The 22,635-nt window shown below is 54.0% G+C and carries 22 protein-coding genes; 11 read left to right on the top strand and 11 right to left on the bottom strand.

The features are described 5' to 3' along the window. Nucleotides 1-8: 8 nt before the first annotated feature. The gene (gene pdhR, locus FCN45_RS03525; protein WP_008108566.1) at nt 9-773 is read right to left on the bottom strand and encodes a pyruvate dehydrogenase complex transcriptional repressor PdhR; all 765 of its coding nucleotides are present in this window, start codon (nt 771-773) and stop codon (nt 9-11) included. A 513-nt stretch (nt 774-1,286) separates the two neighbouring features. Here pdhR and aroP point away from each other — a divergent pair. From aroP to FCN45_RS03510, 3 genes are all read left to right on the top strand, one after another. Continuing rightward, nucleotides 1,287-2,642: an aromatic amino acid transporter AroP gene (gene aroP / locus FCN45_RS03520; RefSeq protein WP_137385162.1), complete on the top strand. Its 1,356-nt coding sequence runs from the start codon at nt 1,287-1,289 to the stop codon at nt 2,640-2,642. 162 nt (nt 2,643-2,804) lie between these two features. Continuing rightward, nucleotides 2,805-4,211 (top strand): glycoside-pentoside-hexuronide (GPH):cation symporter, encoded by a 1,407-nt coding sequence (locus FCN45_RS03515; protein WP_137385161.1) that lies wholly within the window; start codon nt 2,805-2,807, stop codon nt 4,209-4,211. Then, nucleotides 4,208-5,161, top strand: a complete 954-nt coding sequence (locus tag FCN45_RS03510; RefSeq protein ID WP_101762097.1) for a family 43 glycosylhydrolase — start codon at nt 4,208-4,210, stop codon at nt 5,159-5,161. The genes FCN45_RS03515 and FCN45_RS03510 overlap by 4 nt, the downstream gene beginning before the upstream one ends. Here the strand turns inward: FCN45_RS03510 and ampE are convergent. Continuing rightward, nucleotides 5,143-5,997, bottom strand: a complete 855-nt coding sequence (gene ampE / locus FCN45_RS03505) for a beta-lactamase regulator AmpE (RefSeq protein ID WP_101762098.1) — start codon at nt 5,995-5,997, stop codon at nt 5,143-5,145. The genes FCN45_RS03510 and ampE overlap by 19 nt on opposite strands. 16 nt (nt 5,998-6,013) lie before the next feature. Beyond that, on the bottom strand, nt 6,014-6,565 hold the full coding sequence (gene ampD, locus FCN45_RS03500; protein WP_137385160.1) for a 1,6-anhydro-N-acetylmuramyl-L-alanine amidase AmpD: 552 nt from the start codon (nt 6,563-6,565) through the stop codon (nt 6,014-6,016). A 181-nt stretch (nt 6,566-6,746) separates the two neighbouring features. Between ampD and nadC the strand changes: the two genes are divergently transcribed. The 4 genes from nadC (at nt 6,747) to hofC (ending at nt 10,844) form a co-directional block, all read left to right on the top strand. After that, complete coding sequence (gene nadC, locus FCN45_RS03495; RefSeq protein WP_137385159.1) at nt 6,747-7,643, top strand: carboxylating nicotinate-nucleotide diphosphorylase; 897 nt, start codon at nt 6,747-6,749, stop codon at nt 7,641-7,643. A gap of 177 nt (nt 7,644-7,820) precedes the next feature. Next, nucleotides 7,821-8,264 (top strand): prepilin peptidase-dependent pilin, encoded by a 444-nt coding sequence (gene ppdD, locus FCN45_RS03490; protein WP_101762101.1) that lies wholly within the window; start codon nt 7,821-7,823, stop codon nt 8,262-8,264. Continuing rightward, complete coding sequence (gene gspE / locus FCN45_RS03485) at nt 8,264-9,652, top strand: type II secretion system protein GspE (RefSeq protein WP_101762102.1); 1,389 nt, start codon at nt 8,264-8,266, stop codon at nt 9,650-9,652. The genes ppdD and gspE overlap by 1 nt, the downstream gene beginning before the upstream one ends. Then, nucleotides 9,645-10,844, top strand: a complete 1,200-nt coding sequence (hofC, locus tag FCN45_RS03480; RefSeq protein WP_137385158.1) for a protein transport protein HofC — start codon at nt 9,645-9,647, stop codon at nt 10,842-10,844. The genes gspE and hofC overlap by 8 nt, the downstream gene beginning before the upstream one ends. Before the next feature lie 33 nt (nt 10,845-10,877). Here hofC and FCN45_RS03475 read toward each other — a convergent pair whose 3' ends face one another. Then, nucleotides 10,878-11,918, bottom strand: coding sequence for a GMP reductase (locus FCN45_RS03475; RefSeq protein WP_137385157.1), 1,041 nt, complete (start codon nt 11,916-11,918; stop codon nt 10,878-10,880). A 218-nt stretch (nt 11,919-12,136) separates the two neighbouring features. On the opposite strand from FCN45_RS03475, the gene coaE reads away from it, so the two are divergent. From coaE to yacG, 3 genes are read left to right on the top strand one after another with little or no spacing between them, the layout of a single operon-like run. Next, a complete protein-coding gene (gene coaE / locus FCN45_RS03470) occupies nt 12,137-12,745 on the top strand; it encodes a dephospho-CoA kinase (protein WP_101762105.1) in 609 nt (202 codons plus the stop codon). 4 nt (nt 12,746-12,749) lie between these two features. Next, nucleotides 12,750-13,493, top strand: a complete 744-nt coding sequence (gene zapD, locus FCN45_RS03465) for a cell division protein ZapD (protein WP_101762106.1) — start codon at nt 12,750-12,752, stop codon at nt 13,491-13,493. 8 nt (nt 13,494-13,501) lie between these two features. Continuing rightward, nucleotides 13,502-13,699 carry a DNA gyrase inhibitor YacG gene (gene yacG, locus FCN45_RS03460; RefSeq protein ID WP_061718119.1) on the top strand — a complete coding sequence of 66 codons (198 nt, stop codon included), beginning with the start codon at nt 13,502-13,504 and terminating at the stop codon, nt 13,697-13,699. Nucleotides 13,700-13,726: 27 nt separating this feature from the next. On the opposite strand, the gene mutT is transcribed toward yacG, so the two are convergent. Continuing rightward, nucleotides 13,727-14,122 carry an 8-oxo-dGTP diphosphatase MutT gene (gene mutT, locus FCN45_RS03455; RefSeq protein WP_101762107.1) on the bottom strand — a complete coding sequence of 132 codons (396 nt, stop codon included), beginning with the start codon at nt 14,120-14,122 and terminating at the stop codon, nt 13,727-13,729. Between the two features lie 188 nt (nt 14,123-14,310). Between mutT and FCN45_RS03450 the strand changes: the two genes are divergently transcribed. Next, nucleotides 14,311-14,697, top strand: coding sequence for a response regulator (locus tag FCN45_RS03450; RefSeq protein ID WP_101762108.1), 387 nt, complete (start codon nt 14,311-14,313; stop codon nt 14,695-14,697). A gap of 42 nt (nt 14,698-14,739) precedes the next feature. Here the strand turns inward: FCN45_RS03450 and secA are convergent, their stop codons facing one another. The 6 genes from secA to ftsQ form a co-directional block, all read right to left on the bottom strand. After that, nucleotides 14,740-17,445, bottom strand: a complete 2,706-nt coding sequence (gene secA / locus FCN45_RS03445; RefSeq protein WP_101762109.1) for a preprotein translocase subunit SecA — start codon at nt 17,443-17,445, stop codon at nt 14,740-14,742. Between the two features lie 76 nt (nt 17,446-17,521). Next, complete coding sequence (gene secM, locus FCN45_RS03440; RefSeq protein WP_222185270.1) at nt 17,522-18,022, bottom strand: secA translation cis-regulator SecM; 501 nt, start codon at nt 18,020-18,022, stop codon at nt 17,522-17,524. A gap of 274 nt (nt 18,023-18,296) precedes the next feature. Beyond that, complete coding sequence (gene lpxC, locus FCN45_RS03435; protein ID WP_097094933.1) at nt 18,297-19,214, bottom strand: UDP-3-O-acyl-N-acetylglucosamine deacetylase; 918 nt, start codon at nt 19,212-19,214, stop codon at nt 18,297-18,299. 101 nt (nt 19,215-19,315) lie between these two features. Further along, a complete protein-coding gene (ftsZ, locus tag FCN45_RS03430) occupies nt 19,316-20,470 on the bottom strand; it encodes a cell division protein FtsZ (protein WP_008108602.1) in 1,155 nt (384 codons plus the stop codon). A 71-nt stretch (nt 20,471-20,541) separates the two neighbouring features. Then, nucleotides 20,542-21,798, bottom strand: coding sequence for a cell division protein FtsA (ftsA, locus tag FCN45_RS03425; RefSeq protein WP_007888634.1), 1,257 nt, complete (start codon nt 21,796-21,798; stop codon nt 20,542-20,544). Next, on the bottom strand, nt 21,795-22,634 hold the full coding sequence (gene ftsQ / locus FCN45_RS03420) for a cell division protein FtsQ (protein ID WP_101762111.1): 840 nt from the start codon (nt 22,632-22,634) through the stop codon (nt 21,795-21,797). Before ftsQ ends, ftsA begins: the two co-directional genes overlap by 4 nt. Nucleotide 22,635 lies beyond the last annotated feature (1 nt).

Genomic DNA, 22,635 nt, shown 5'->3' with positions numbered 1-22,635 from the left:
GCCGTGCGTTATTCCTTACGTTGCTGTAAACGACGCAGGGAGCGTTCACGACGACTCTGCTCCCGACTTCTATCCAGCAAGATTTCCTCAATGAACGCCAGGTGACGATGAGATGCCTCGCGTGCTTGTTCTGGCTCACGAGCCACAATCGCCTCGTAGATACTGGCGCGGTGACCGCTCACTTTCGCCAGCATTTCCCGACGAGCGTAGAGCAATTCAAAATTCTGACGGACGTTTTGTTCCAGCATAGGGCCCATGGAACGCAGCAGATGCAGCAACACCACATTATGGGCGGCTTCTGTGACAGCGATCTGATACTTCATCACTGCATCCGCTTCGGCGTCGAGATCGCCGCTGTCCTGTGCCTGCTGAATATGAACATGGCAGTCGCGGATGCGCTGCAAATCTTCATCGGTTCCCCGCAGTGCCGCGTAATAGGCAGCCACGCCTTCCAGCGCGTGGCGGGTTTCCAGCAGGTCAAACTGAGATTCTGGATGTTCGGCAAGCAGACCGACCAGCGGGTCGCTCAGGCTTTGCCAGAGATTTTTTTGGACGAAGGTGCCGCCGCCCTGACGACGTAGCAGCAGGCCTTTGGCTTCCAGGCTCTGAATCGCTTCGCGCAGGGATGGACGTGAGACATCAAACTGTTTCGCCAGTTCACGCTCGGGGAGCAGTTTTTCACCCGGCTGGAGCGTCCCTTCCATAATGAGGGATTCCAGCTGTTGCTCGATCGCATCGGAGAGCTTGGGTTGGCGAATTTTACTGTAGGCCATCTTCCCTTCTTATCAGCCAAACGTCCGGAGTAAATTGGTAATACCAATTGAAAAATGGTGCCGGTAAAGTAACAAAGTATTCACCTTGTGTCTATATGGGTGCGGTCACACTTCATGTGATGATCGCAGCGCTGGTGCGCTAACCTACCGGCATCAAGCGAGAAATCCTCCGCACGCGGCAAATGTTAATGAATTGCACTTTTACCTAACCTTACACTGAGTTAGCGCCCAGAAAACGGCTCAACCATAAGGGAAACCTATTCGTGTTCACCCTTTTTTCATGGCAGAAATACTGCGACGGGCGCGCAGAGGATGCTGCTGCTTTTTCAGTCATCTCTCAGCACAAAAAGCAAAAGCAGGTGCAAACTGACGCGCTTATCACTATTCTGAACGCCGTGGTAGCTCATGCATGCACACAGCACGCCAGATACCGTAAAGAAAAGAATACATTAAGGTAAACAGCCTTACAGTGCGCGCACTGCAGGTGCACAATAACAACATCACGAGGTTTGTATGGAACAACAGCATGGCGACACGCTGCACCGCGGCTTAAAGAATCGCCATATTCAGCTGATTGCGCTGGGCGGAGCCGTAGGTACTGGCCTGTTTCTGGGTAGCGCATCAGTGATTCAATCGGCCGGTCCGGCCGTGATTCTGGGATATGCGATTGCCGGTTTTATTGCCTTTCTGATCATGCGCCAACTCGGCGAGATGGTGGTTGAAGAGCCGGTTGCCGGCAGCTTCAGTCACTTCGCCTATAAATATTGGGGCAACTTCGCCGGTTTCGCCTCGGGCTGGAACTACTGGGTGCTGTATGTGCTGGTTGCCATGGCCGAGCTCACCGCTGTGGGCAAGTACGTACAATTCTGGTGGCCGGATTTCCCTACCTGGGCCACCGCCGCCATCTTCTTTGTATTGATCAACGCCATTAACCTGACCAACGTCAAAGTGTTCGGTGAGATGGAGTTCTGGTTCGCGATTATCAAAGTGGTCGCTGTCATCGGCATGATTCTGTTCGGTGGCTGGTTGCTGTTGAGCGGCAACGGCGGCCCGCAGGCGAGCGTCAGCAACCTGTGGAATCAGGGCGGCTTCCTGCCCCACGGCATGACCGGATTGGTGATGATGATGGCGATCATCATGTTCTCCTTTGGTGGTCTGGAGCTGGTGGGCATCACCGCTGCAGAGGCCGATAACCCACAAGAGAGCATCCCGAAAGCCACCAATCAGGTGCTGTGGCGTATCCTGATTTTCTATATTGGCTCACTGGCGGTGCTGCTGTCGCTGTTGCCTTGGACGCGTGTCACTGCCGATACCAGCCCGTTCGTGCTGATCTTCCATGAGCTGGGCGATGCCTTTGTGGCCAACGCGCTGAACGTGGTAATCCTGACGGCGGCGCTGTCGGTCTACAACAGCTGCGTTTACTGCAACAGCCGCATGCTGTTTGGTCTCGCGCAACAAGGCAACGCGCCGAAAGCGCTGCTGAAAGTGGATAGCCGTGGCGTGCCGGTCGCGACCATTCTGGTCTCAGCCGTAGCAACCCTGCTATGTGTACTGATCAACTACCTGATGCCAGGCGAAGCCTTTGGCCTGCTGATGGCGCTGGTGGTTTCCGCACTGGTGATCAACTGGGCGATGATCAGCCTCGCGCATCTGAAATTCCGTAAAAAGAAAGATCAGCAAGGTGTCACCACGCGCTTCAAAGCGGTGCTCTATCCGCTGGGTAACTGGATTTGCCTGGTGTTCCTCGCCGGTGTGTTGGTCATTATGCTGATGACGCCAGGCATGGCGATATCGGTATGGTTGATTCCGGTATGGCTGGTGATTCTGGCTATCGGTTACACCATCAAGAACAAACTACAGAAAGCGTAATGTTGTTCCCTGCCCGGCACGCTGATGCCGGGCAGCACTTCTGATCTGGCTCACACTTTTCCCCGCCCGCGCGTTTTGTCCATCTACCCGACCATTTGCTCCCCAGCAGATTACTGATTTTGCACAGATAATTCCTGCTCATCATATCGCTGGAGACGATCAATGAAAGGAGCAGCCCTCTCGTTCAGAGAGAAACTGGGATATGGCATGGGCGATGCCGGATGCAACATGATTGGCGGTGCCATCATGCTGTTCCTCAATTATTTCTACACTGATGTGTTTGGTTTAGCCCCGGCGCTGGTCGGAACGCTATTACTGTCGGTACGCGTACTTGATGCGGTAACCGATCCGATCATGGGCGCCATTGCCGATCGTACGCAAAGTCGCTGGGGCCGCTTCCGTCCGTGGCTGCTGTGGGTTTCCGTGCCTTACGTGCTGTTTAGCGTGCTGATGTTCACCACGCCGGAGTGGAGCTATGACAACAAGGTTATCTGGGCGTTTGTCACTTACTTCCTGATGTCACTCACTTACACCGCCATCAACATTCCTTACTGCTCGCTGGGCGGTGTGATCACCAACGATCCGGGTGAGCGCGTGTCATGCCAGTCCTATCGCTTTGTGATGGTGGGCATTGCCACGCTGATCCTCTCACTTTCGCTGTTACCGATGGCTGAATGGTTTGGCGGCGACAACAAAGCGCGCGGTTACCAAATGGCTATGGGCGTGCTAGCGCTGATCGGTTTGGCAATGTTCCTGTTCTGTTTTGCCAATGTGCGTGAACGCATTCATCCTGCGACGCCAAGCAACGATGATTTGAAACAAGATCTGCGCGACGTGTGGAAAAACGATCAGTGGGTGCGCATTCTGCTGCTCACCTTCTGCAACGTCTGCCCCGGTTTTATCCGCATGGCCGCCACCATGTACTACGTCACCTGGGTGATGGGGCAATCAACGCACTTTGCCACGCTGTTTATCAGCCTGGGCGTCATCGGCATGATGTTCGGCAGCACACTGGCGAAAATCCTCACCGATCGCTGGTGCAAGCTCAAGGTGTTCTTCTGGACCAACATCGCGCTGGCGCTGTTCTCCTGCGGCTTCTACTGGATTGATCCGCACGCCACCGTCACGGTAGTCATCGCCTACTTCCTGCTGAATATCCTGCACCAGATTCCCTCGCCGCTGCACTGGTCGCTGATGGCCGACGTGGATGATTACGGCGAATGGAAAACCGGCAAACGCATCACTGGTATGAGCTTCTCCGGCAACCTGTTCTTCCTCAAAGTGGGGCTGGCGGTTGCGGGGGCGATGGTCGGTTTCCTGCTGTCGATTTATGGCTACGATGCCGGCGCAAAACAGCAGGCTCCCAACGCGATTAACGGCATCATGCTGCTGTTCACGGTGATTCCGGGCGTGGGATATCTGATCACTGCCGGCGTGGTGCGTTTAATGAAAGTGGATCGCAACTTAATGCGTACGATTCAGGCCGATCTGGCGCTGCGCCGTGCCCATTCACACCACGAATCCCCTATCGCGTCCTCTGCGACCGCGCAACCTGGAGAGATCAAATGAGCTGGCCCAATCCTTTTATTACGCAACGCGCCGATCCCTTTATTCTGCGCCATGCCGATGGCTACTATTTTATCGCCTCGGTGCCGGAATATGACCGACTGGAGATTCGCTATGCCTCAACGCTGGCTGGCCTGATTGAGGCAGAAGCGGTAACGGTGTGGCACAAACCGGATACCGGCCCGTTTAGCGCGCTGATCTGGGCGCCAGAACTGCATCACATCAACGGGCAATGGGTGATCTATTTCGCCGCCGCACCGACACGGGCGATAAAAGATGGCCTGTTCCAGCACCGCATGTATGCGCTGGTGTGTAATGATGCCGATCCGCTGAGCGGTAACTGGCAGCCCTGCCGCCGCGTACATACGCCCATCGACTCCTTCTCACTGGACGCCACCTACTTCCACCATCAAGGTAAACACTGGTATCTGTGGGCGCAAAAAGATCCGGCGATTCCCGGAAACTCTAACCTGTATCTCGCCGAGTTGCTCAATCCGTGGACGCTAAAAAGCGCCCCGCTGATGCTGAGCCGACCGGAGTATGAATGGGAGTGCGCAGGATTTAGCGTTAATGAAGGACCGGCGGTGATTCAGCATGGCGACCAGCTGTTTGTCACCTATTCCGCCAGCGCGACCGATGAAAATTACTGTCTGGGGATATTAAGCATTGATGTGTTGGCCGATCCGCTCAACATCAACGCCTGGCGTAAATCCGCGCGGCCGGTATTTGCCACCAGCTGGGATAATCAGCAATACGGACCGGGACACAATAGCTTTACGGTGGATGAAGCGGGAAGAGCGGTGCTGGTGTATCACGCACGCAATTACACCGAAATTGAGGGCGATCCGCTGTGGGATCCGAATCGCCATACGCGCTTGAAATATTTCGACTGGCGTGAAGACGGCACACCGGATTTTGGCGTGCCGCCAGCCGATCACACCAGCGTGCCGTAGATCGTCAACAGCGCGACCACCACCACCAGCACCAGAGAAATACGTTTCGCCAACGCCACTGCAACACGTGGCGTTTCAACTTTATCCATGTGCGGATCGCGCGCCAGCGAGAACTGCGCCAGGCTGGTCAGCACCTGATATTGCGGGCGATGCAGATCGCCCAGCGCGGCAAACCACGCTGGCAGCGCACGTTCGCCGTGGCCGAGCAACGCGTAAGCCACGCCGGCCAAACGCACGGGGATCCAGTCCAAAACGTGCAGCAGACGATCAACGCCAGACTGCGAGCGCGCCAGCGGCGACTGATGCTTCGCCAGCCAGCTCTGCCAGGCGCGCAGAAACGCATAACCCACCAGCAGCACCGGGCCGTAAGGTCCACCGACCACAAACCAGAACAGCGGCGCAAGATAGAAGCGGAAGTTAATCCAAATCAGCGCGTTCTGCAGTTCACGCAGGAACTCGCGCTCGCTGCACTCAACCGGCACGCCGTGAATCAGCGTCAGTTCAGCCGCCATCGCCTGATGCGCCGCTTCATCGTCATGGCTCGCGGCTTTGAGATAGCTGTGATAATGCAGTCGCACCGAACCCGCGCCGATACACAGCAATCCCACCAAAATCCAGAACAGCAGTTGCGCCACGCCAAACAAGATGCCTTTCAGGCTCCACACCACCAGCCAGACGATCAGCATCGCTATCACTGTCATCATCAGCGTGCGCAGCAGGGAAAAACGCTGGCGGCCACGAAACAGCGGCTCCAGCCGATGGTCCAGTTGCCAATGCTCACCCAACTTAAACAGGCGTTCCCAACCTAAAACCAATAACAAGCTAAACAACGTCATACCCGCTCCTGCTGTCTCAGGGATTCTCCTGCCTGATGGATTCTTTATAGCGCAACCAGTCAAAAGAGGAACCGGGATCGGTTTTCCGCTCTGGTGCGATATTGCTATGGCCGGTGATGCGCGCTGGCGTCAACGGATAGTGCTGCAGCAGGAGTTGAGTCACCTGTTGCAAAGTCGCGTACTGGGCATCGGTATAGGGCAGCGTATCAGTGCCTTCCAGTTCAATGCCCATGGAAAAATCGTTGCAGCTTTCACGTCCTTCAAACTGCGACACGCCGGCGTGCCAGGCGCGCTGATCGAAAGAGACGTATTGCACCAGCTCGCCGTCGCGACGGATTAAACAGTGCGCCGCCACGCGTAAATGGGCGATGTCCGCAAAATAGGGATGCGCATCGGCAGGCAACGTGCCGGTAAATAAGCGATCAATCCACGGCCCGCCAAACTCACCGGGCGGTAAGCTGATGTTGTGAATCACCAACAGCGAGGGCACTTCATCATTTGGACGCTGATTGAAGTGTGGTGAAGGTACTTTACGCGCGCTGGTAATCCAGCCCTCTTCCAGTTTCATGCTGCTAAATCCTAAGCAAAATCAGGCTGAGAATAACATGTTTCACCCTGCAGACTTGCGACTTAATGCGCCGACGCTGGTGAGTTCAGGATACTAAACATTTCACCGCTAGTAACTGGCAATGGCCGATAAATCAGGCTAAGGTGAGCGCACGAAATTTCGTCTTGTGAAGGGGCAAACCATGGCAACGCGTCGTTACGATCCCGATCATCGCCGTCAGGAACTGATTAAACGTATAGAACAGGATATCCCGGAAGCCGTTGCCCGGGCGCTTCAGGAGGATTTAGGTGGCGAAGTGGATGCGGATCGCGATATCACCGCGTTGCTGCTGCCAGCAGAAAAGCAGGCGGTGGCAAAAGTCATCACCCGTGAAGCCGGTGTTTTTTGTGGTAAACGCTGGGTAGAGGAAGTCTTTATCCAGCTCGGTAATAAAGTCACTCTTAACTGGCATGTAGAAGATGGACAAGCGCTGGTTGCCGATCAGCTTCTGTTCGAGCTTACCGGCCCGGCGCGCCTGCTGTTAACCGCAGAACGCACCGCACTCAACTTCGTGCAGACGCTCTCTGGCGTGGCCACCGAGGTTAGCCGTTATGTCGCCCTGCTGGCAGGCAGCGAAACCCAGTTGCTTGATACACGCAAGACCTTGCCAGGCCTGCGTACCGCGCTGAAATATGCGGTGCTGTGCGGTGGCGGTAATAACCACCGTTTAGGCCTGTCGGATGCTTTCCTGATTAAAGAAAACCACATTATCGCCAGCGGCTCGGTGCGTAACGCCGTAGAAAAAGCGCTGTGGCTGTCGCCGGATGTGCCGGTAGAAGTTGAAGTTGAATCGCTGGCGGAACTGCAGGATGCCATCGATGCCGGAGCGGACATCATCATGCTCGACAACTTCAGCCTTGAGATGATGCATGAAGCGGTTGCGCTAACCCACAAACGCGCGCTGCTGGAAGTCTCTGGCAACGTAACCGAAACCACGCTGTCTCAAATTGCCCAGACCGGCGTTGATTATGTCTCTGTTGGTGCGCTGACCAAACATGTACGCGCGCTGGATCTGTCGATGCGTTTCCGAGAGCTTTAATGCCCCGTTCTGCCGCGTGTTAGTGCGGCAGATATGCGAGCTGGCTTCCAAAATGCTGTTATCTCCGCTGTAAATCTGACGATTCCCTGCGCGATGCTTTCCAGCCTCGCGCAGCCATGACTTCCGCTTTCCCTCGCCCTTTTCTACCGTAGCGGCTCCACAACAAGGAGCATCATTATGGACAGACAACGCGGTTTTACCCTTATCGAATTAATGATTGTGATTGGCATCGTCGCCATTCTCAGCGCCATCGGTTTACCGGCCTATCAAAACTACCTGCAACGCGCAGCGCTCACCGACATGCTGCAAACCATGGTGCCGTACAAAACAGCAGTAGAACTCTGTGCCATTGAGCGCGGCGGACCGGCGCAGTGTCAGGCAGGAGAACGCGGCATTCCGGTGGCCAAAGGTTCACGCTATGTGGCAACGCTGAGCGTGGTCAACGGAACCATCAACCTGACCGGCCAGGAAAGTCTCAGCGGATTAACGGTTGAAATGCTGCCGATTTGGAGCGCAACGGATGGCACGTTGAGCTGGCAACGCACTTGTACCAGCGATAACAGCAGCCTGCGCGATAGTTGCCTTGAGCAGTTCCGCTTTGCCGACAAGGATGCCAACTGATGGACAACCCTAATAGTGCGCTGCACACGTTGTGCGCCCGTTACCAGGCGGTGATTCTGCACCATGACGCCACGCTACTGCGCGTAGCGGTAGCCGACACACCCGATCCGCTGCTGCTGGAAGCGCTACAGTTCGCCAGCCAGTGCAAGGTGGAGGTCGAGTGCTGGCCTGCGGCACGGCTTGAGCAGTTGCTGCACGAGCCGGATGCCGCTGCAGCACCACGTGAACAGGCCAGCGCTGAGTCAGCGATTAACGCGGTCGATCAGATTTTGCGCCAGGCCATTCAGCGGCGCGCCTCAGATGTGCATTTTGAACCGCAGCGCCATGGACTGCGGGTGCGTCTGCGCATCGATGGCGTGTTGCACAAACTACCTCAGCCTTCTGAAGCACAACCCGCGGCGATTCTGGCGCGCCTGAAAATTCTTGGAGGATTGGATATCGCCGAACGGCGTCTGCCGCAGGACGGACAGTTTACGCTGGAAATAGAGGACAAACTGGCGGCGTTTCGTCTCTCAACGCTACCGGTAAGCCAGGGCGAAAAAGCCGTGGTGCGGCTGCTACAAAGTGAAAACAGCGCCATCACCCTCGATAAACTCGGCATGCCCGCAGCACAGCTGCGTTTACTGAAAAACGCGCTGGCGAAACCGCAGGGTTTGATTCTGGTCACCGGACCGACCGGCAGCGGTAAAACCTTCACGCTCTATAGCGGGTTAAGCGCGCTTAATGTGCCAGAGAAGAACGTTTGTAGCGTGGAAGATCCGGTTGAGATCCCGCTGGATGGTATTAATCAAACGCAGATCCAGCCGCGTAGCGGGCTCGATTTCAATCGTGTGCTGCGCGCACTACTGCGCCAGGATCCCGATGTGATTATGGTGGGGGAAATCCGTGATGCCGAAACGGCCAGCATCGCCGTCAAAGCAGCGCAGACCGGCCATCTGGTGCTTTCCACACTGCATACTAACTCGACTGCTGAAACCCTGACGCGCCTGCGCCAGATGGATATTCCCGGTTATCTGCTGGGCCCCGCTTTGCAGTTGGTGGTGGCGCAGCGTCTGGTCAGACGCTTGTGCGTGCATTGCCGTCAGCCGGGACAAGCCATCGCCCATCTGCCGGCCGAACTCTGGCCGGGCACACTGCAAACCTGGCGAGCGCCGGGCTGTGATCACTGCTTCTCCGGCTATTACGGGCGGCTGGCGCTGTTTGAAGTCTTGCCGCTAACCAGCAAATTGCAGAATGCTATCTCGGCAGATATGCCGCTGGAACATCTGCTAACGCTGGCAAATGAACAGGGAATGAAAACATTGCTAGCTGCGGGGCTGGAAGCAGTAAGTCGTGGCGATACTTCTTTCGAAGAGATGCAGCGCGTGGTGGGACTGGGCGATGGCTAATCTCTATCATTTCTGCTGGCAGGCTCTTGATACCATGGGTGTGCTGCAGGAGGGCGAATCACTTAATGCCAGCCAGGATGCGTTGCTCAATCAACTCTCCGATCGCGGCATGCTGCCGGTGAACTGGCAGCGTGGAAAATGCTGGCGTTCGCGCGACTGGAAGTGGCAGCAAAAAATCGATTTGGTGCGGCAACTGGCGACGCTGCTAAAGGCCGGCTTACCGCTGGCGGAAAGTCTGATTCTGCTGGCAGAAGGCCATCCTCATGCCGGTTGGCGGGTATTACTGAAAGGATTGCAGCGCCGCGTCATCGCCGGTGAGCCCTTCTCGCAAGCCTTGCAGGAGTGGCCGCAAATCTTTCCCCCGCTGTTTCCCGCTTTGATGCAAGTGGGTGAATTAACCGGCCAACTCGATGAGTGCTGTCGCCAGCTGGCGCAGCAGCAAAGCAAGCAGCAATACTTACGGCAAAAAGTGGTGAAGGCGCTGCGCTATCCCCTGTTTATCTTGCTGGTAGCGCTCGCGGTCAGTGCTGGCATGCTGCTGTTTGTTTTGCCAGAATTTGTCTCTGTCTATGCCAGTTTTGATGCGCCGCTGCCCGCTTTTACTGCTGCGGTGATGTCGCTGTCAGAACTGCTGCAGAAGGCCGCGCTGCCGCTGTCGCTAGTAGGTGCCGTATCAGTGATGATTGTGCATCAGACTTATCGACGTTCGGTACCGTGGCAAAAGCGCGTACATCAATGGTTACTGCGTATGCCACTGTTATCTCCGCTGTGGCGCGGCGGGCAGCTCAGCCAGATATACGCCATCCTGCAACTTACACAACAATCCGGTTTGACCTTATTGCAAAGCCTGCAGGCGGTTGAAGTGACTTTGGTATCGCGATTGTGGCGCGATGCCATCATTCAGTTGCAGCAACACATTGCTGCGGGTGCGCCGCTGCATCAGGCGCTGCAACAGCATCTGCTGTTTACACCCCTGTGTGCCCAACTCATCCGAGTGGGTGAAGAAGCAGGTGCGTTAGATGTGATGCTGGCACGGCTGGCGGAGTGGCACGAGGCGCAAACATTAGCGCGCGCTGATGCTCTGGCGGCATCGCTGGAACCGATGATGATGGTGGTAATCGGCGGGATTGTTGGCACCTTAGTGATTGCAATGTATCTGCCGGTATTTGGTCTTGGCGATGCCATTCGATGACGGGCACGCGCGATGCGCGCCCGTTGGCAGAGATTAACGAGTGAACACGCGGTTCTCTTGTTCAGCGACGCGGATAAAGGTGGTGCGTTTCGTCAGCTCTTTCAATCGTTCAGCACCGACGTAGGTACAGGCCGAACGTAAACCGCCGAGGATATCTTTAACCGTCTCCTCAACCGGGCCGCGCACTGGTAACCGCACGGTTTTGCCTTCCGCCGCACGGTATTGTGCGACACCGCCAACGTGGCGTTTCATCGCCGATTCGGAGCTCATGCCGTAGAACAGCATAAATTTCTCACCCTGTTCTTCAACGATGGTTCCTTCACACTCGTCATGTGCCGCAAGCATGCCGCCGAGCATGGTGAAATCTGCACCGCCCCCGAAAGCTTTGGCAATGTCACCTGGAACCGAGCAGCCGCCGTCGCTGACGATCTGTCCGCCTAAACCGTGTGCCGCATCTGCGCACTCGATAACGGCAGAAAGCTGAGGATAACCAACGCCGGTCTTCACGCGTGTGGTGCACACTGAGCCGGGGCCAATACCCACTTTGACGATGTCTGCGCCAGACAAAATCAGTTCTTCCACCATTTCACCGGTAACCACGTTGCCTGCGCAGATGGTTTTACCAGGGAAGCTTTCACGCACGCGCAGCAGGAACTGAACGAAGTGCTCAGAGTAGCCGTTAGCAACGTCGATACAGATAAAGTTGAGCTGCGGTGATAACGCCAGAATGGCGGATAACTTCGTTAGATCTGATTCTGAGGTACCGGATGAGACCATCACATGACTCAGCACCGCCGCTGGCGCGCGCTGCACAAACGCCTGCCACTCTTGCACGCTGTAATGTTTATGCACTGCGGTCAGTACGTTAAAACTCGCCAGGGCTTCAGCCATCGTGAAAGTACCGACGGTATCCATGTTGGCGGCAATAATCGGTATGCCACTCCAGTTCAAGCCTGAGTGTTTAAAGGTGAAGGTGCGTTCCAGCTCAACCTCGGAACGGCTTTTCAAAGTGGAACGTTTTGGGCGGATCAAAACATCTTTAAAGCCCAGTTTTAGATCTTCTTCAATGCGCATAGCTGTTTATCCTGGTTAGTGACGACGAACCGCGGTTCGGGTAGCGCTCACGGCTCCAGTGTCGTTATCATACGCGCCATTCGTTCCGCGACAAGACTGCGAATTTCACTTTATTTAGGCTACAATCCCTTAAATTTAGCTGAGAAAATTGATTGTGATCATGCTCTCATCTTGCTGTGGTTAATCGCCGCTCACGATATAAATTTTGCGAGAACGCTATGCCTTATACCGTTGCGCTCACCGGCGGCATTGGCAGTGGTAAAACCACTATTGCCAACGCTTTCGCAGCGCTAGGCGTTGATATTATTGACGCTGACGTCATTGCCAGAGAAGTTGTTGAGCCCGGAACGCCTGCCCTAAAGGCGATTGCTCAGCGTCATGGAGATACCATTTTGACGGCAGAAGGCACGCTCTATCGTGCGCGGCTTCGTGAAATTATTTTCCAACAGCCACAAGAGAAAAACTGGCTCAATCAGCTGCTTCATCCACTCATCAACGCCCGCACGCAACAATTAAAATTATTGGCCACCTCACCTTATGTGCTTTGGGTGGTGCCGCTGTTGGTCGAAAACGGCTTACAGCATCAGGCCGATCGCGTGTTGGTCGTGGATGTGGATACCGCCACGCAGTTGCAACGCACCCAACAGCGAGATGGTATTTCGCTAAGTCAGGCGAAAAATATTCTTGCCGCACAGGCTAGTCGTGAACAGCGTCGGGCCTGTGCGGATGACATCATTGATAACAGTGGTACGCCTGAACAGGTGCTACCGCGCGTTGCTGAGCTTCACCAGCGCTATCTACGCCTGGCAGCAACCGGAAAGGATTAACATCATGAGCACAATTGTTCTTTTTGAACACCCTTTGAATGAGAAGATGCGCACCTGGCTGCGCGTCGAATATCTAATTGATCAGCTGCATGAAACGGTGCCGGTTAACGGTTCGGTATCAGCACTTGGCGTTTTCCGTATTCTTAGCGATTTACTGGATATTTTTGAGCGCGGAGATATGCGCACTGAATTGTTAAAAGAACTGGAGCGCCAGCAACAAAAATTACGCGCCTGGCTGGATGTGCCAGGCATTGATGAACTGCGCGTGAATGATCTGCGTCAGCAGCTGAAGCAATGCTCAAGCGAACTCATGGCGGCACCGCGCATGGGCCAACAGTTACGTGAAGATCGCCTGGTTGCTCTGGTACGTCAGCGTTTGAGCATTCCCGGCGGCTGCTGCAGTTTCGATCTACCCAGCCTGCACATCTGGCTGCATCAGGAGCAAGCGGTGCGAGATGTTCAGGTGAATGGCTGGCTGGCATCACTGAATCCGCTGCGTAATAGTTTGACGATGATCCTCGATTTGGTGCGTCAGTCTGGCATATTTCGTCATCAAACCAGCCTCAACGGTTTTTATCAGGATAACGCCGAAGGATCCGATTTACTGCGCCTGCAATTAACTCTGGAAGACGCGCTGTACCCACAAGTCTCGGGTCACAAAAGCCGTTATGCGATTCGTTTCCTGCCATTAGACAGCGAACGTGGAGAAGTACCAGCCCGACTGAATTTTGAATTAGCTTGTTGTTAGAGGAAGTTATGCCGGAAGAGATAATTACCGTACCTTGCCCCAATTGTCGTCGCGATGTGATTTGGGATGAGTTGAGCCCGTGGCGGCCATTCTGCAGCAAACGTTGCCAGCTGATTGATTTAGGTGAATGGGCAGCAGAAGAGAAACGTATTCCCAGCAGCGGTGACCAGATGGACAGCGATGACTGGAGCGAAGAACAGCAGTAAAAAGTAAGGGGCTTAGCGCCCCTTCACTTAAATCTCGCCAGCCACTAATCGGCTGATCAATTCATGGTTCGCAGGCGGAAATTCATCCGCGACCAAATCCTGCTGTTCGACCCAACGCTGTGGCTGACCTTCACGACCATAAGGTTCGCCGTTCCAGCCTTCAACCAGGAAGAAATGCAGCGTAACGCGCAGATCTTCATAACTGTGATCGGCCTGACCAATCGCGCTTGCCGACGTGACTTCAATACCGGTTTCTTCCATCAGCTCACGCTTGAGCGCCTGCTCGGCAGATTCATCTTGTTCAATTTTTCCGCCGGGAAACTCCCACTTATTCGCCATGTAGGAGCTTGCCGCACGCTGGGCAAGGAAGATTTGACGTTCTGTATTGCGAATAATGCCCACCGCAACCTGCAGGTGTTTCATAAGCTGGATTCCGCTTTTTTAATAAAATGAGCGCTGAGTGTAAATCAGACATCGAGTGATGTTAACCGTTGAGCGGAAAGTGACGTACCACGCCCTACAAAAGCCAGTGATTAAGACATGTCGTAAGGATCGCAACCGGGAATGTTGGGAATACTCGCAGCACTTTCTTCTGTTAAACCCGACTACCTATGGAATTCAAAGAAACAACGTTTCTGGCGCAAACTACGCCGGAACAATTACATGCCCTACGCCATCTGGTATTTCATGACATCCTGACGTTAGACAGCGCAAAGAACACCTTAACATGGTGGCCTGAACACAAAGTTATTTCGTTGAATGAAGCGCAAAAACGATTCTTCTCTTGTCTGTTGCTGCGGATTACCTCGAAGCGTCAGATTATTGCCACCGTTTGGAATGAGAGCTATCCGAGCATTAGCGATAACAATTACCATCAGCTACTGTTCCAAAGCCGGGCGCTGTTGAAGCGAGCTGGCTTACCGGATGGTTTACTGGTCACGCTGCCGTATCATGGCGTGCGCCTAAATGAAGAGAAACTCATGGCGATAACACGCTAAATCGTCAGCAAAAAAAAAGGAGCCCGAAGGCTCCTTTTTTTATCAGGCCAGACGGCCGTGGCACTGCTTGTATTTTTTGCCGGAACCACATGGGCAGAGATCATTACGGCCCACTTTACGCTCCCCGCCTTGTGCGGCTAACGCTTCGGCTGCTGCGGTGGCATCATCAACATGGCTCAGCTGCTGCTGTTGCGCTAAACGCTCCGCTTCTTCACGACGCTGCTGCTCCATCGCTTCCACTTCTTCTGGCATGCGTACCTGAACTTTGCTCAGGGTGCTAATCACTTCGTACTTCAGTGATTCAAGCATCGCCGCAAACATAGAGAAGGATTCACGCTTGTATTCCTGCTTCGGATCTTTCTGGGCATAACCGCGCAGGTGGATGCCCTGACGCAGGTAATCCATCGCTGCCAGATGCTCTTTCCACAACGAATCCAGCGTTTGCAGCATCACGCCTTTCTCAAAGTTGCGCATCATCTCTTCGCCAACCACTTCTTCTTTAGCAGCATAGCTTTCCGCGGCGTGGGTCATGATACGTTCGCGCAGCGTCTCTTCGTGAAGATCGGGCTCTTTATCCAACCACTCAGCAATAGGCAAGTTCAGATCGAAGTCGTTACGCAGACGCTCTTCCAGGCCGGCAACATCCCACATCTCTTCCAGTGACTGCGGCGGAATGTAGGTATCAATGGTAGTTTTGTAGACATCTTCACGGATGCTATTGATGGTTTCAGACACATCAGACACATCCAGCAGTTCGTTACGCTGGCTGTAGATGGCGCGACGCTGATCGTTGGCAACGTCATCGTATTCCAGCAGCTGTTTACGAATATCGAAGTTGCGGCTCTCCACTTTACGCTGCGCGTTGGCAATCGCTTTAGTCACCCATGGATGCTCGATTGCTTCGCCTGGCTTCATGCCCAGTTTACGCATCATGTTCGATACGCGATCTGAAGCGAAGATACGCATCAATGCATCTTCCATCGACAGGTAGAAGCGTGAAGAACCGGCATCACCCTGACGACCCGCACGACCACGCAGCTGGTTATCGATACGGCGAGATTCGTGACGCTCAGTACCAATAATGTGCAGACCGCCTGCAGCCAGCACCGCATCGTGACGCAGTTTCCACGCTTCTTTCATCGCCTGAATCTGCTCTTCGGTTGGCTCGTCCATTGCGGCGAGTTCAGCCTGCCAGCTCCCGCCCAGCACGATATCGGTACCACGACCGGCCATGTTGGTTGCGATAGTAACCGCTGCAGGCTGACCCGCCTGAGCAACGATATCCGCTTCGCTGGCATGGAATTTGGCATTCAGTACGCTGTGTTTAATGCCCGCGCGCGTCAGTTCATTGGAAACGACTTCAGATTTCTCAATCGAAATTGTACCCACTAACACCGGCTGCCCTTTAGCAGTGCAGGCACGGATGTCTTCGATAATGGCGTCAATCTTCTCTTTCTCGGTCATGTAGACCAGATCGGCCATATCTTTACGCACCATCGGACGGTTGGTTGGCACCACGATCGTGTCGAGTTTATAGATGGAGCTGAATTCGAATGCTTCGGTATCTGCGGTACCGGTCATACCGGCCAGTTTCTCGTAGATACGGAAGTAGTTCTGGAAGGTAATGGAAGCCAGCGTCTGGTTTTCATTCTGGATTTCCACGCCTTCTTTCGCTTCAACCGCCTGATGCAGACCATCTGACCAGCGGCGACCTTGCATGGTACGGCCGGTGTGCTCATCAACGATGACCACTTCGCCATCTTTAACGATGTAATCAACATCGCGGGTGAAGAGTGCATGAGCACGCAGCGCCGCAGTAACATGGTGCATCAGCATGATGTTGGTCGGGGAGTAGAGTGACTCGCCCTCTACCATGATGTTTTGGCTAACCAGCAGCTCTTCAACTTTTACCAGGCCGCGCTCGCTCATGTGTGCCTGGCGCGCTTTTTCATCAACCCAGAAATCGCCTTCGCCCTGGAAGGTTTCAGAGTCTTCTTTTTCCTGACGCACCAGATGCGGGATGATCTTGTTAACTTTGGTATAAAGCTCAGAACTGTCTTCCGCCGGACCAGAGATGATCAGTGGCGTACGTGCTTCATCGATCAGGATTGAGTCGACTTCATCCACCAATGCGTAATGCAGCTTACGCTGCACGCGCTCTTCCGGACTGAACGCCATGTTGTCGCGCAGGTAGTCGAAGCCGTATTCGTTGTTGGTGCCGTAGGTGATGTCAGCGGCATAAGCTGCACGCTTAGCCACGGCTGGCATGTTTGGCAGGTTAATGCCGATGGTCAGGCCAAGGAATTCAAACAGTGCACGGTTATTTTCGGCATCACGCTGCGCCAGATAGTCATTGACGGTAACAACGTGCACGCCTTTGCCGCTCAGCGCGTTCAGGTAAGCGGGCAGAGTCGCGGTCAGGGTTTTACCTTCACCGGTGCGCATCTCTGCGATGCAACGTTCGTTGAGCACCATGCCGCCAATCAGCTGCACATCAAAGTGACGCATACCGAAGACGCGCTTACTTGCTTCACGTACGGTGGCAAAGGCCTCAGGAATCAGGCTCTCAAGGCTTTCGCCTTTTTTCAGGCGCTCGCGGAACAGGTCAGTTTTCGCTTTCAGTTCATCGTCAGAGAGCTTTACGAAATCCGGCTCCATCTTATTGATGACGTCGACGATTTTGCGCATACGGCGCAGAGTACGATCATTGCTGCTGCCGAATACTTTAGTTAATAATTTGATTAACATGATAAATTTTTCTCAATTCAGCCGTGATTTCACGGGCTGCAAAATCTGATTCAGGATGTGGAAAAAACGTTAGCAGTTAAGCAATGAAAGGCCCGGCGCGGATGCCATGAATAGCAGCTTGCCAATCAGCAGAGGAAAGGATTTGTGGTTCGTTGTGACGCAGGTTTTGTTGCGGCTCAACAACAGTCAGCGATTGCGCCGGAGAAGTCAGCAACGCCTGAAGCGAACCTATCAACGCCAGCTTTTGTGCCGTTAGCGGCACAGCTTGATCGGCTTCCGCCTGAGCGGGCGGCGTCATACTAAAGGAAAGGTGGCGAATAACGGTGCGAATCGCATGCTGGTGCCAGTAATCGACGTTGAAATTCGGTCGACGCGCGCTTTCCTGCAGACGAATTAGATGGTCAAAATGGACAACATTGCCGACAAACAGGCTGCTGATCGGCGAATCATTTGCTTTCGGCTCAGAACTTTGCGCACAGGCAGGCAAACCTAAACTGGCCGCCACCATCCCCAACAGGAGATGTGGCCAGAAATAGCGTCTGCCTAATTGTCGCCAGCGTGAGAAAATCCCGATCACAATCCGTCCACAATGCATTGAATAAAGTAATAAAGCGGTAGCAAAAATCTGCGTTACCCAGCTTATGTGAGCGCCAGATGATAGCACTTATGTGGGGCTTCGACACCAGTGATTAAAGGGGCTTCGGCGGAATTCACGTTTTTTTGTACAGGGTTTCGCCAGTTGCTACAGCGAATTGAGATCGGCTTGGCAGGAATAAAAATGAGGCAATAAAAAACGGCAGGTTCAACTGACCGGAGAGGGTGTCAGCGAAACCTGCCGTTTTATGTCTGACTTACGCCAGAACTAAATTTGGTGCTTTGAATGCCAGTGGCAGTTCAGCTTCATCTTCGAAGGTCGCCCATTCCCAGGCTTCCTGCTTAGCCAGAACCGCTTGTAGCAACTTGTTGTTCAACGCATGGCCCGATTTAAAGGCGGTAAACGCGCCAATAACATTATGGCCGCACATGAACAGGTCGCCGATTGCATCGAGCATTTTATGACGAACAAATTCGTCTTCAAAGCGCAGACCGTCTTCGTTTAATACGCGGAAATCATCAAGGCCAATCGCACAATCTAAACTACCGCCCAGGCACAGGCCTTTAGACTGCAGATATTCGATTTCACGCATAAAGCCAAAGGTGCGCGCACGGCTGATTTGGCGAACAAAGTTCTCAGCCGAGAAGTTGAGCTGGTAACGCTGCGAGCTTGAGTCGATCGCTGGATGTTTGAAGTCGATAGTAAAGTCGAGTGAGAAACCGTTATACGGCTTGATCTCGGCCCACTTATCGCCATCTTCCACACGCACCGTTTGCTTAACGCGTACGAATTTCTTCGCGCTGCTTAGCTCTTCGATGCCAGCGTCCATCAGCAAATAGACAAAAGGCGCGGCACTGCCATCCATGATCGGGATTTCCGGTGCATCAACTTCAACAATAATGTTGTCGATGCCCAAGCCCGCCAATGCGGCGTTCAGGTGTTCAACGGTTGAAATACGTACGCCTTCATCGTTCACCAGGCAAGTACTCAGCATGGTGTCGCGCACATATTTTGCATCAGCCGGGAAATCTACCGGTGGATTCAAGTCAGTGCGACGATAGATGACCCCGGTGTTAGCCGACGCAGGGCGTAACGTCAGTGTGACTTTCTTGCCGGTATGCAAACCGACACCAGTCGCCTGAACAATACGTTTTAATGTCCTTTGTTTGATCATCGCTTTATCTCGCAATATTACCTGTCCGACCGCCAGTATAAATTACCAGCGGGCGAATACTTTAGCACAAAGAGCGGAGAATCCCAATTCTCGGGATATTCTTAATCAGCCTGCTTACGCAAGAAGGCTGGAATATCAAGGTAATCGGGTTCTTTGCTGGATGCCGCCGGTTGGTCATTCACCACTTTCGCAGCCGGTTTCTGCTCCTGCGGCAGCGGCGCCATGCCGTGCTGCTGGTAGCGATGATCCATCACTGGCTGAGTGGCCGGCTTGTTGGTCACCAGCGTGATTTCCGGACGCTTATCCATGCCGATGCCGGTTGCAACTACGGTAACACGCAGTTCGTCGTTCATCTCTGGATCCAGAGAAGTACCGATAACCACGGTTGCGTTGTCAGAAGCGAAGGCGCGGATGGTGTTACCCACGGTTTCAAACTCATCAAGACGCAGGTCGAAGCCCGCAGTAATGTTGACCAGTACGCCGCGCGCGCCGGACAGATCGATGTCTTCCAACAGCGGAGAAGAGATAGCCATTTCTGCCGCTTCTTCCGCACGATCTTCACCACATGCCACGCCTGAACCCATCATGGCGTAACCCATTTCTGACATCACGGTACGTACGTCCGCAAAGTCAACGTTCATCAGGCCAGGACGGGTAATCAGTTCGGCGATACCCTGTACAGCGCCTTTTAATACGTCGTTGGCTGCGCCAAACGCATCCAACAGAGAAATACCGCGCCCCAGAACTTTCAGCAGCTTGTCGTTTGGAATAGTAATCAGTGAATCGACATGCTTAGACAGTTCAGCGATACCTTGCTCGGCAAAAGCCATACGCTTTTTGCCTTCAAAGTTGAACGGCTTAGTTACCACCGCAACGGTCAGGATACCCAAATCTTTTGCCACTTCAGCCACAACTGGCGCTGCACCAGTACCGGTACCGCCGCCCATGCCAGCTGCGATGAACACCATGTCTGCACCATCCAGCGCAGCACGCAGTGCTTCGCGATCCTCTTCTGCAGAGTTGCGGCCCACTTCTGGGTTCGCACCTGCACCAAGACCTTTGGTGATATTGGTCCCGATCTGGATCGTCTGGCCGACCGCTGTCTTACGCAACGCTTGCGCGTCGGTGTTCACAGCGAAGAATTCCACACCTTCGATACGCTCGCGTACCATGTGCTCTACGGCGTTGCCACCGCCACCGCCGACGCCGATGACTTTAATCACCGCGTCATTGGTTAATTCCATAGGTTCAAACATGATTTCTCTCCGTTATGTGCCTGTCGCCTGGAGATCATAAACATTGCCAGCATGATCTCCTTTTTCAAAAATTAAAACTCTTTCTTCAGCCAGCTGTTGATTCGCTTGAACCAGTTGCCCACTGAAGCACGTTTTTCCGTTTCTGCATCACCGTTCATGTGTGACTCTTTGCCGTAATGCAGCAGGCCAACCGCCGTAGAGTAATACGGCTCCTGCGCATAGTCCGTCAGGCCGGTGATGTTAAGCGGCTGTCCGATGCGCACTTGCGTGTGGAACACGCGCTGTGCGCAGGCTGCCAAACCTTCAATCTGCGCCGCACCACCGGTCAGCACGATACCGGCCGCCAGATGGTGTTTCACGCCTTGCTGGCGCAGCTGCTCCTGTAATTGCAGAATCTCGTCGTTGACCAGATTCAACAGTTCGGTGTAACGCGGCTCGATGACTTCAGCCAGCGTTTGACGCTGCAGGCTACGTGGTGGACGTCCACCTACGCTCGGCACTTCAACATTTTCGTCTTTGCCGACAATCGAGCCCAATGCACAACCGTGACGCACTTTAATCGCTTCTGCGTCGGTCGGCGGTGTACCAAAAGCGTAAGCGATATCGCTGGTTACCACGTTCCCGGCATACGGGATCACTTTGGTGTGACGCAGTGCACCGCCAGTATAGACAGCGATATCCATTGTACCGCCACCGATATCAACAACACAGACGCCCAGCTCACGTTCATCTTCCGTCAGTACGGAGAAACTGGATGCCAACCCGGCAAAAATCAGTTGGTCAACTTTCAGGCCGCAACGTTCAACGGCTTTGACAATATTTTTTGCCATATCATTGTGGCACGTGATCAAATGTACTTTCGCCTGCATACGTACGCCAGAAAGTCCCACTGGATTCTTAATGCCTTCCTGATAATCGATGGCATATTCCTGCGGGATAACATGCAGAATACGATGCTCATCACGTACGCGAACGGATTTCGCCGTATGCACCACGTTCTCTACATCATCCTGAGTCACTTCCTCTTCCGAAATCGGAACCATCCCGATTTCGTTCTGGCAACTGATATGTTTGCCCGATAAAGCAAGGTAGACCGAGGAAATCTGGCAGTCCGCCATCAATTCAGCCTGATCGATGGCGCGCTGTACGCATTTCACCACCGATTCCAGATCGTTTACGCCGCCTTTATCCATGCCGCGAGACGGGCAACTGCCCACCCCAATAATATTGACCATACCATCGGGCAGAATTTCCCCAACCAGGGCGGACACCTTCGCGGTGCCAATTTCGAGTCCTACTACCAGTTTTCTGTCCGTTGCCTTGATCATTGTGGTTTAGCCTGTGCCTGGTTCTGTTGCTGATTACTGTCCTGTGGCTCTATCGGTGCAGCGGCCCAACCAACTGCGGCGCCCGAATCGTAGCGCAAATCAACGTACGTGATGCGCTGGTTCTGACTCTGGCCCTGCTGCTGCAAATCCGGATAAAGCTCAATAAAACGGTTCAGACGCTTCATGGTATCGCTACGACCTAATTCGATGCGCACATCGTCACTGGTCACTAATTGCCACGAGCGCCGCGCCGTCATCGACGCGACCTTCAGGGTAAACTTGTTAGCCTTTAATACATCACTCATGGTGTGATAGCCGGCTAACACCTCGTTTTCACTGCCTTCCGGACCGTACAGCATCGGCAACGTTTCTTTGCCAACGTGACTGGCCGGAACGCTGAAGGAAACGCCAGCGGCGTCCACCATATGTGAGTCATTCCAGCGTGCAACCGGAACATACTCCACCAGATTTATCTTCAGCTCATCAGGCCACTGCTTGCGCACACTGACCTGCTTAATCCAGGGTAAACGCTCAATCTGCTGCTGGATGATATCCACGTTCTGCGACATGAAGGTTCCCGGCGCGCCAAGCGATAAAATGGCCTGACGAATATCATCATGCGTGGTGTAGTGGGTTTGCCCGGTCACCACCAGCTTCGATAACGGCAAGCGTGACGCGTCATTCATCCACTTCAGCACCACGAGGCCACCCGCCACCATAATGCCCAACACAATCAACAGGAACACCATGCCAAACAGTCGCGCACCGTTGCTGCGCCCGGAGCGTGTCCGCTCCTGAGGTTCGCGATTGCGTACTCGTATCGCTGCCTGAGACATA

This window comes from Pantoea sp. SO10, assembly GCF_005281435.1.
GTDB classification, from domain to species: domain Bacteria; phylum Pseudomonadota; class Gammaproteobacteria; order Enterobacterales; family Enterobacteriaceae; genus Pantoea; species Pantoea leporis.
The sequence above is the reverse complement of the archived record's forward strand: the minus strand, read 5'-3'. Positions and strand labels throughout refer to the sequence as shown.

Excerpts from the sequence above, each read along its gene's own strand:
- ftsQ (WP_101762111.1), bottom strand. The coding sequence starts at position 22,634 with ATGTCTCAGGCAGCGATACGAGTACGCAATCGCGAACCTCAGGAGCGG.
- FCN45_RS03510 (WP_101762097.1), top strand. The coding sequence starts at position 4,208 with ATGAGCTGGCCCAATCCTTTTATTACGCAACGCGCCGATCCCTTTATT.
- yacG (WP_061718119.1), top strand. The coding sequence starts at position 13,502 with ATGCCGGAAGAGATAATTACCGTACCTTGCCCCAATTGTCGTCGCGAT.
- FCN45_RS03450 (WP_101762108.1), top strand. The coding sequence starts at position 14,311 with ATGGAATTCAAAGAAACAACGTTTCTGGCGCAAACTACGCCGGAACAA.
- coaE (WP_101762105.1), top strand. The coding sequence starts at position 12,137 with ATGCCTTATACCGTTGCGCTCACCGGCGGCATTGGCAGTGGTAAAACC.
- lpxC (WP_097094933.1), bottom strand. The coding sequence starts at position 19,214 with ATGATCAAACAAAGGACATTAAAACGTATTGTTCAGGCGACTGGTGTC.
- ampD (WP_137385160.1), bottom strand. The coding sequence starts at position 6,565 with ATGAAACTGGAAGAGGGCTGGATTACCAGCGCGCGTAAAGTACCTTCA.
- aroP (WP_137385162.1), top strand. The coding sequence starts at position 1,287 with ATGGAACAACAGCATGGCGACACGCTGCACCGCGGCTTAAAGAATCGC.
- ppdD (WP_101762101.1), top strand. The coding sequence starts at position 7,821 with ATGGACAGACAACGCGGTTTTACCCTTATCGAATTAATGATTGTGATT.
- gspE (WP_101762102.1), top strand. The coding sequence starts at position 8,264 with ATGGACAACCCTAATAGTGCGCTGCACACGTTGTGCGCCCGTTACCAG.
- ftsZ (WP_008108602.1), bottom strand. The coding sequence starts at position 20,470 with ATGTTTGAACCTATGGAATTAACCAATGACGCGGTGATTAAAGTCATC.
- hofC (WP_137385158.1), top strand. The coding sequence starts at position 9,645 with ATGGCTAATCTCTATCATTTCTGCTGGCAGGCTCTTGATACCATGGGT.
- mutT (WP_101762107.1), bottom strand. The coding sequence starts at position 14,122 with ATGAAACACCTGCAGGTTGCGGTGGGCATTATTCGCAATACAGAACGT.
- secA (WP_101762109.1), bottom strand. The coding sequence starts at position 17,445 with ATGTTAATCAAATTATTAACTAAAGTATTCGGCAGCAGCAATGATCGT.
- FCN45_RS03475 (WP_137385157.1), bottom strand. The coding sequence starts at position 11,918 with ATGCGCATTGAAGAAGATCTAAAACTGGGCTTTAAAGATGTTTTGATC.
- nadC (WP_137385159.1), top strand. The coding sequence starts at position 6,747 with ATGGCAACGCGTCGTTACGATCCCGATCATCGCCGTCAGGAACTGATT.
- FCN45_RS03515 (WP_137385161.1), top strand. The coding sequence starts at position 2,805 with ATGAAAGGAGCAGCCCTCTCGTTCAGAGAGAAACTGGGATATGGCATG.
- zapD (WP_101762106.1), top strand. The coding sequence starts at position 12,750 with ATGAGCACAATTGTTCTTTTTGAACACCCTTTGAATGAGAAGATGCGC.
- ftsA (WP_007888634.1), bottom strand. The coding sequence starts at position 21,798 with ATGATCAAGGCAACGGACAGAAAACTGGTAGTAGGACTCGAAATTGGC.
- ampE (WP_101762098.1), bottom strand. The coding sequence starts at position 5,997 with ATGACGTTGTTTAGCTTGTTATTGGTTTTAGGTTGGGAACGCCTGTTT.
- pdhR (WP_008108566.1), bottom strand. The coding sequence starts at position 773 with ATGGCCTACAGTAAAATTCGCCAACCCAAGCTCTCCGATGCGATCGAG.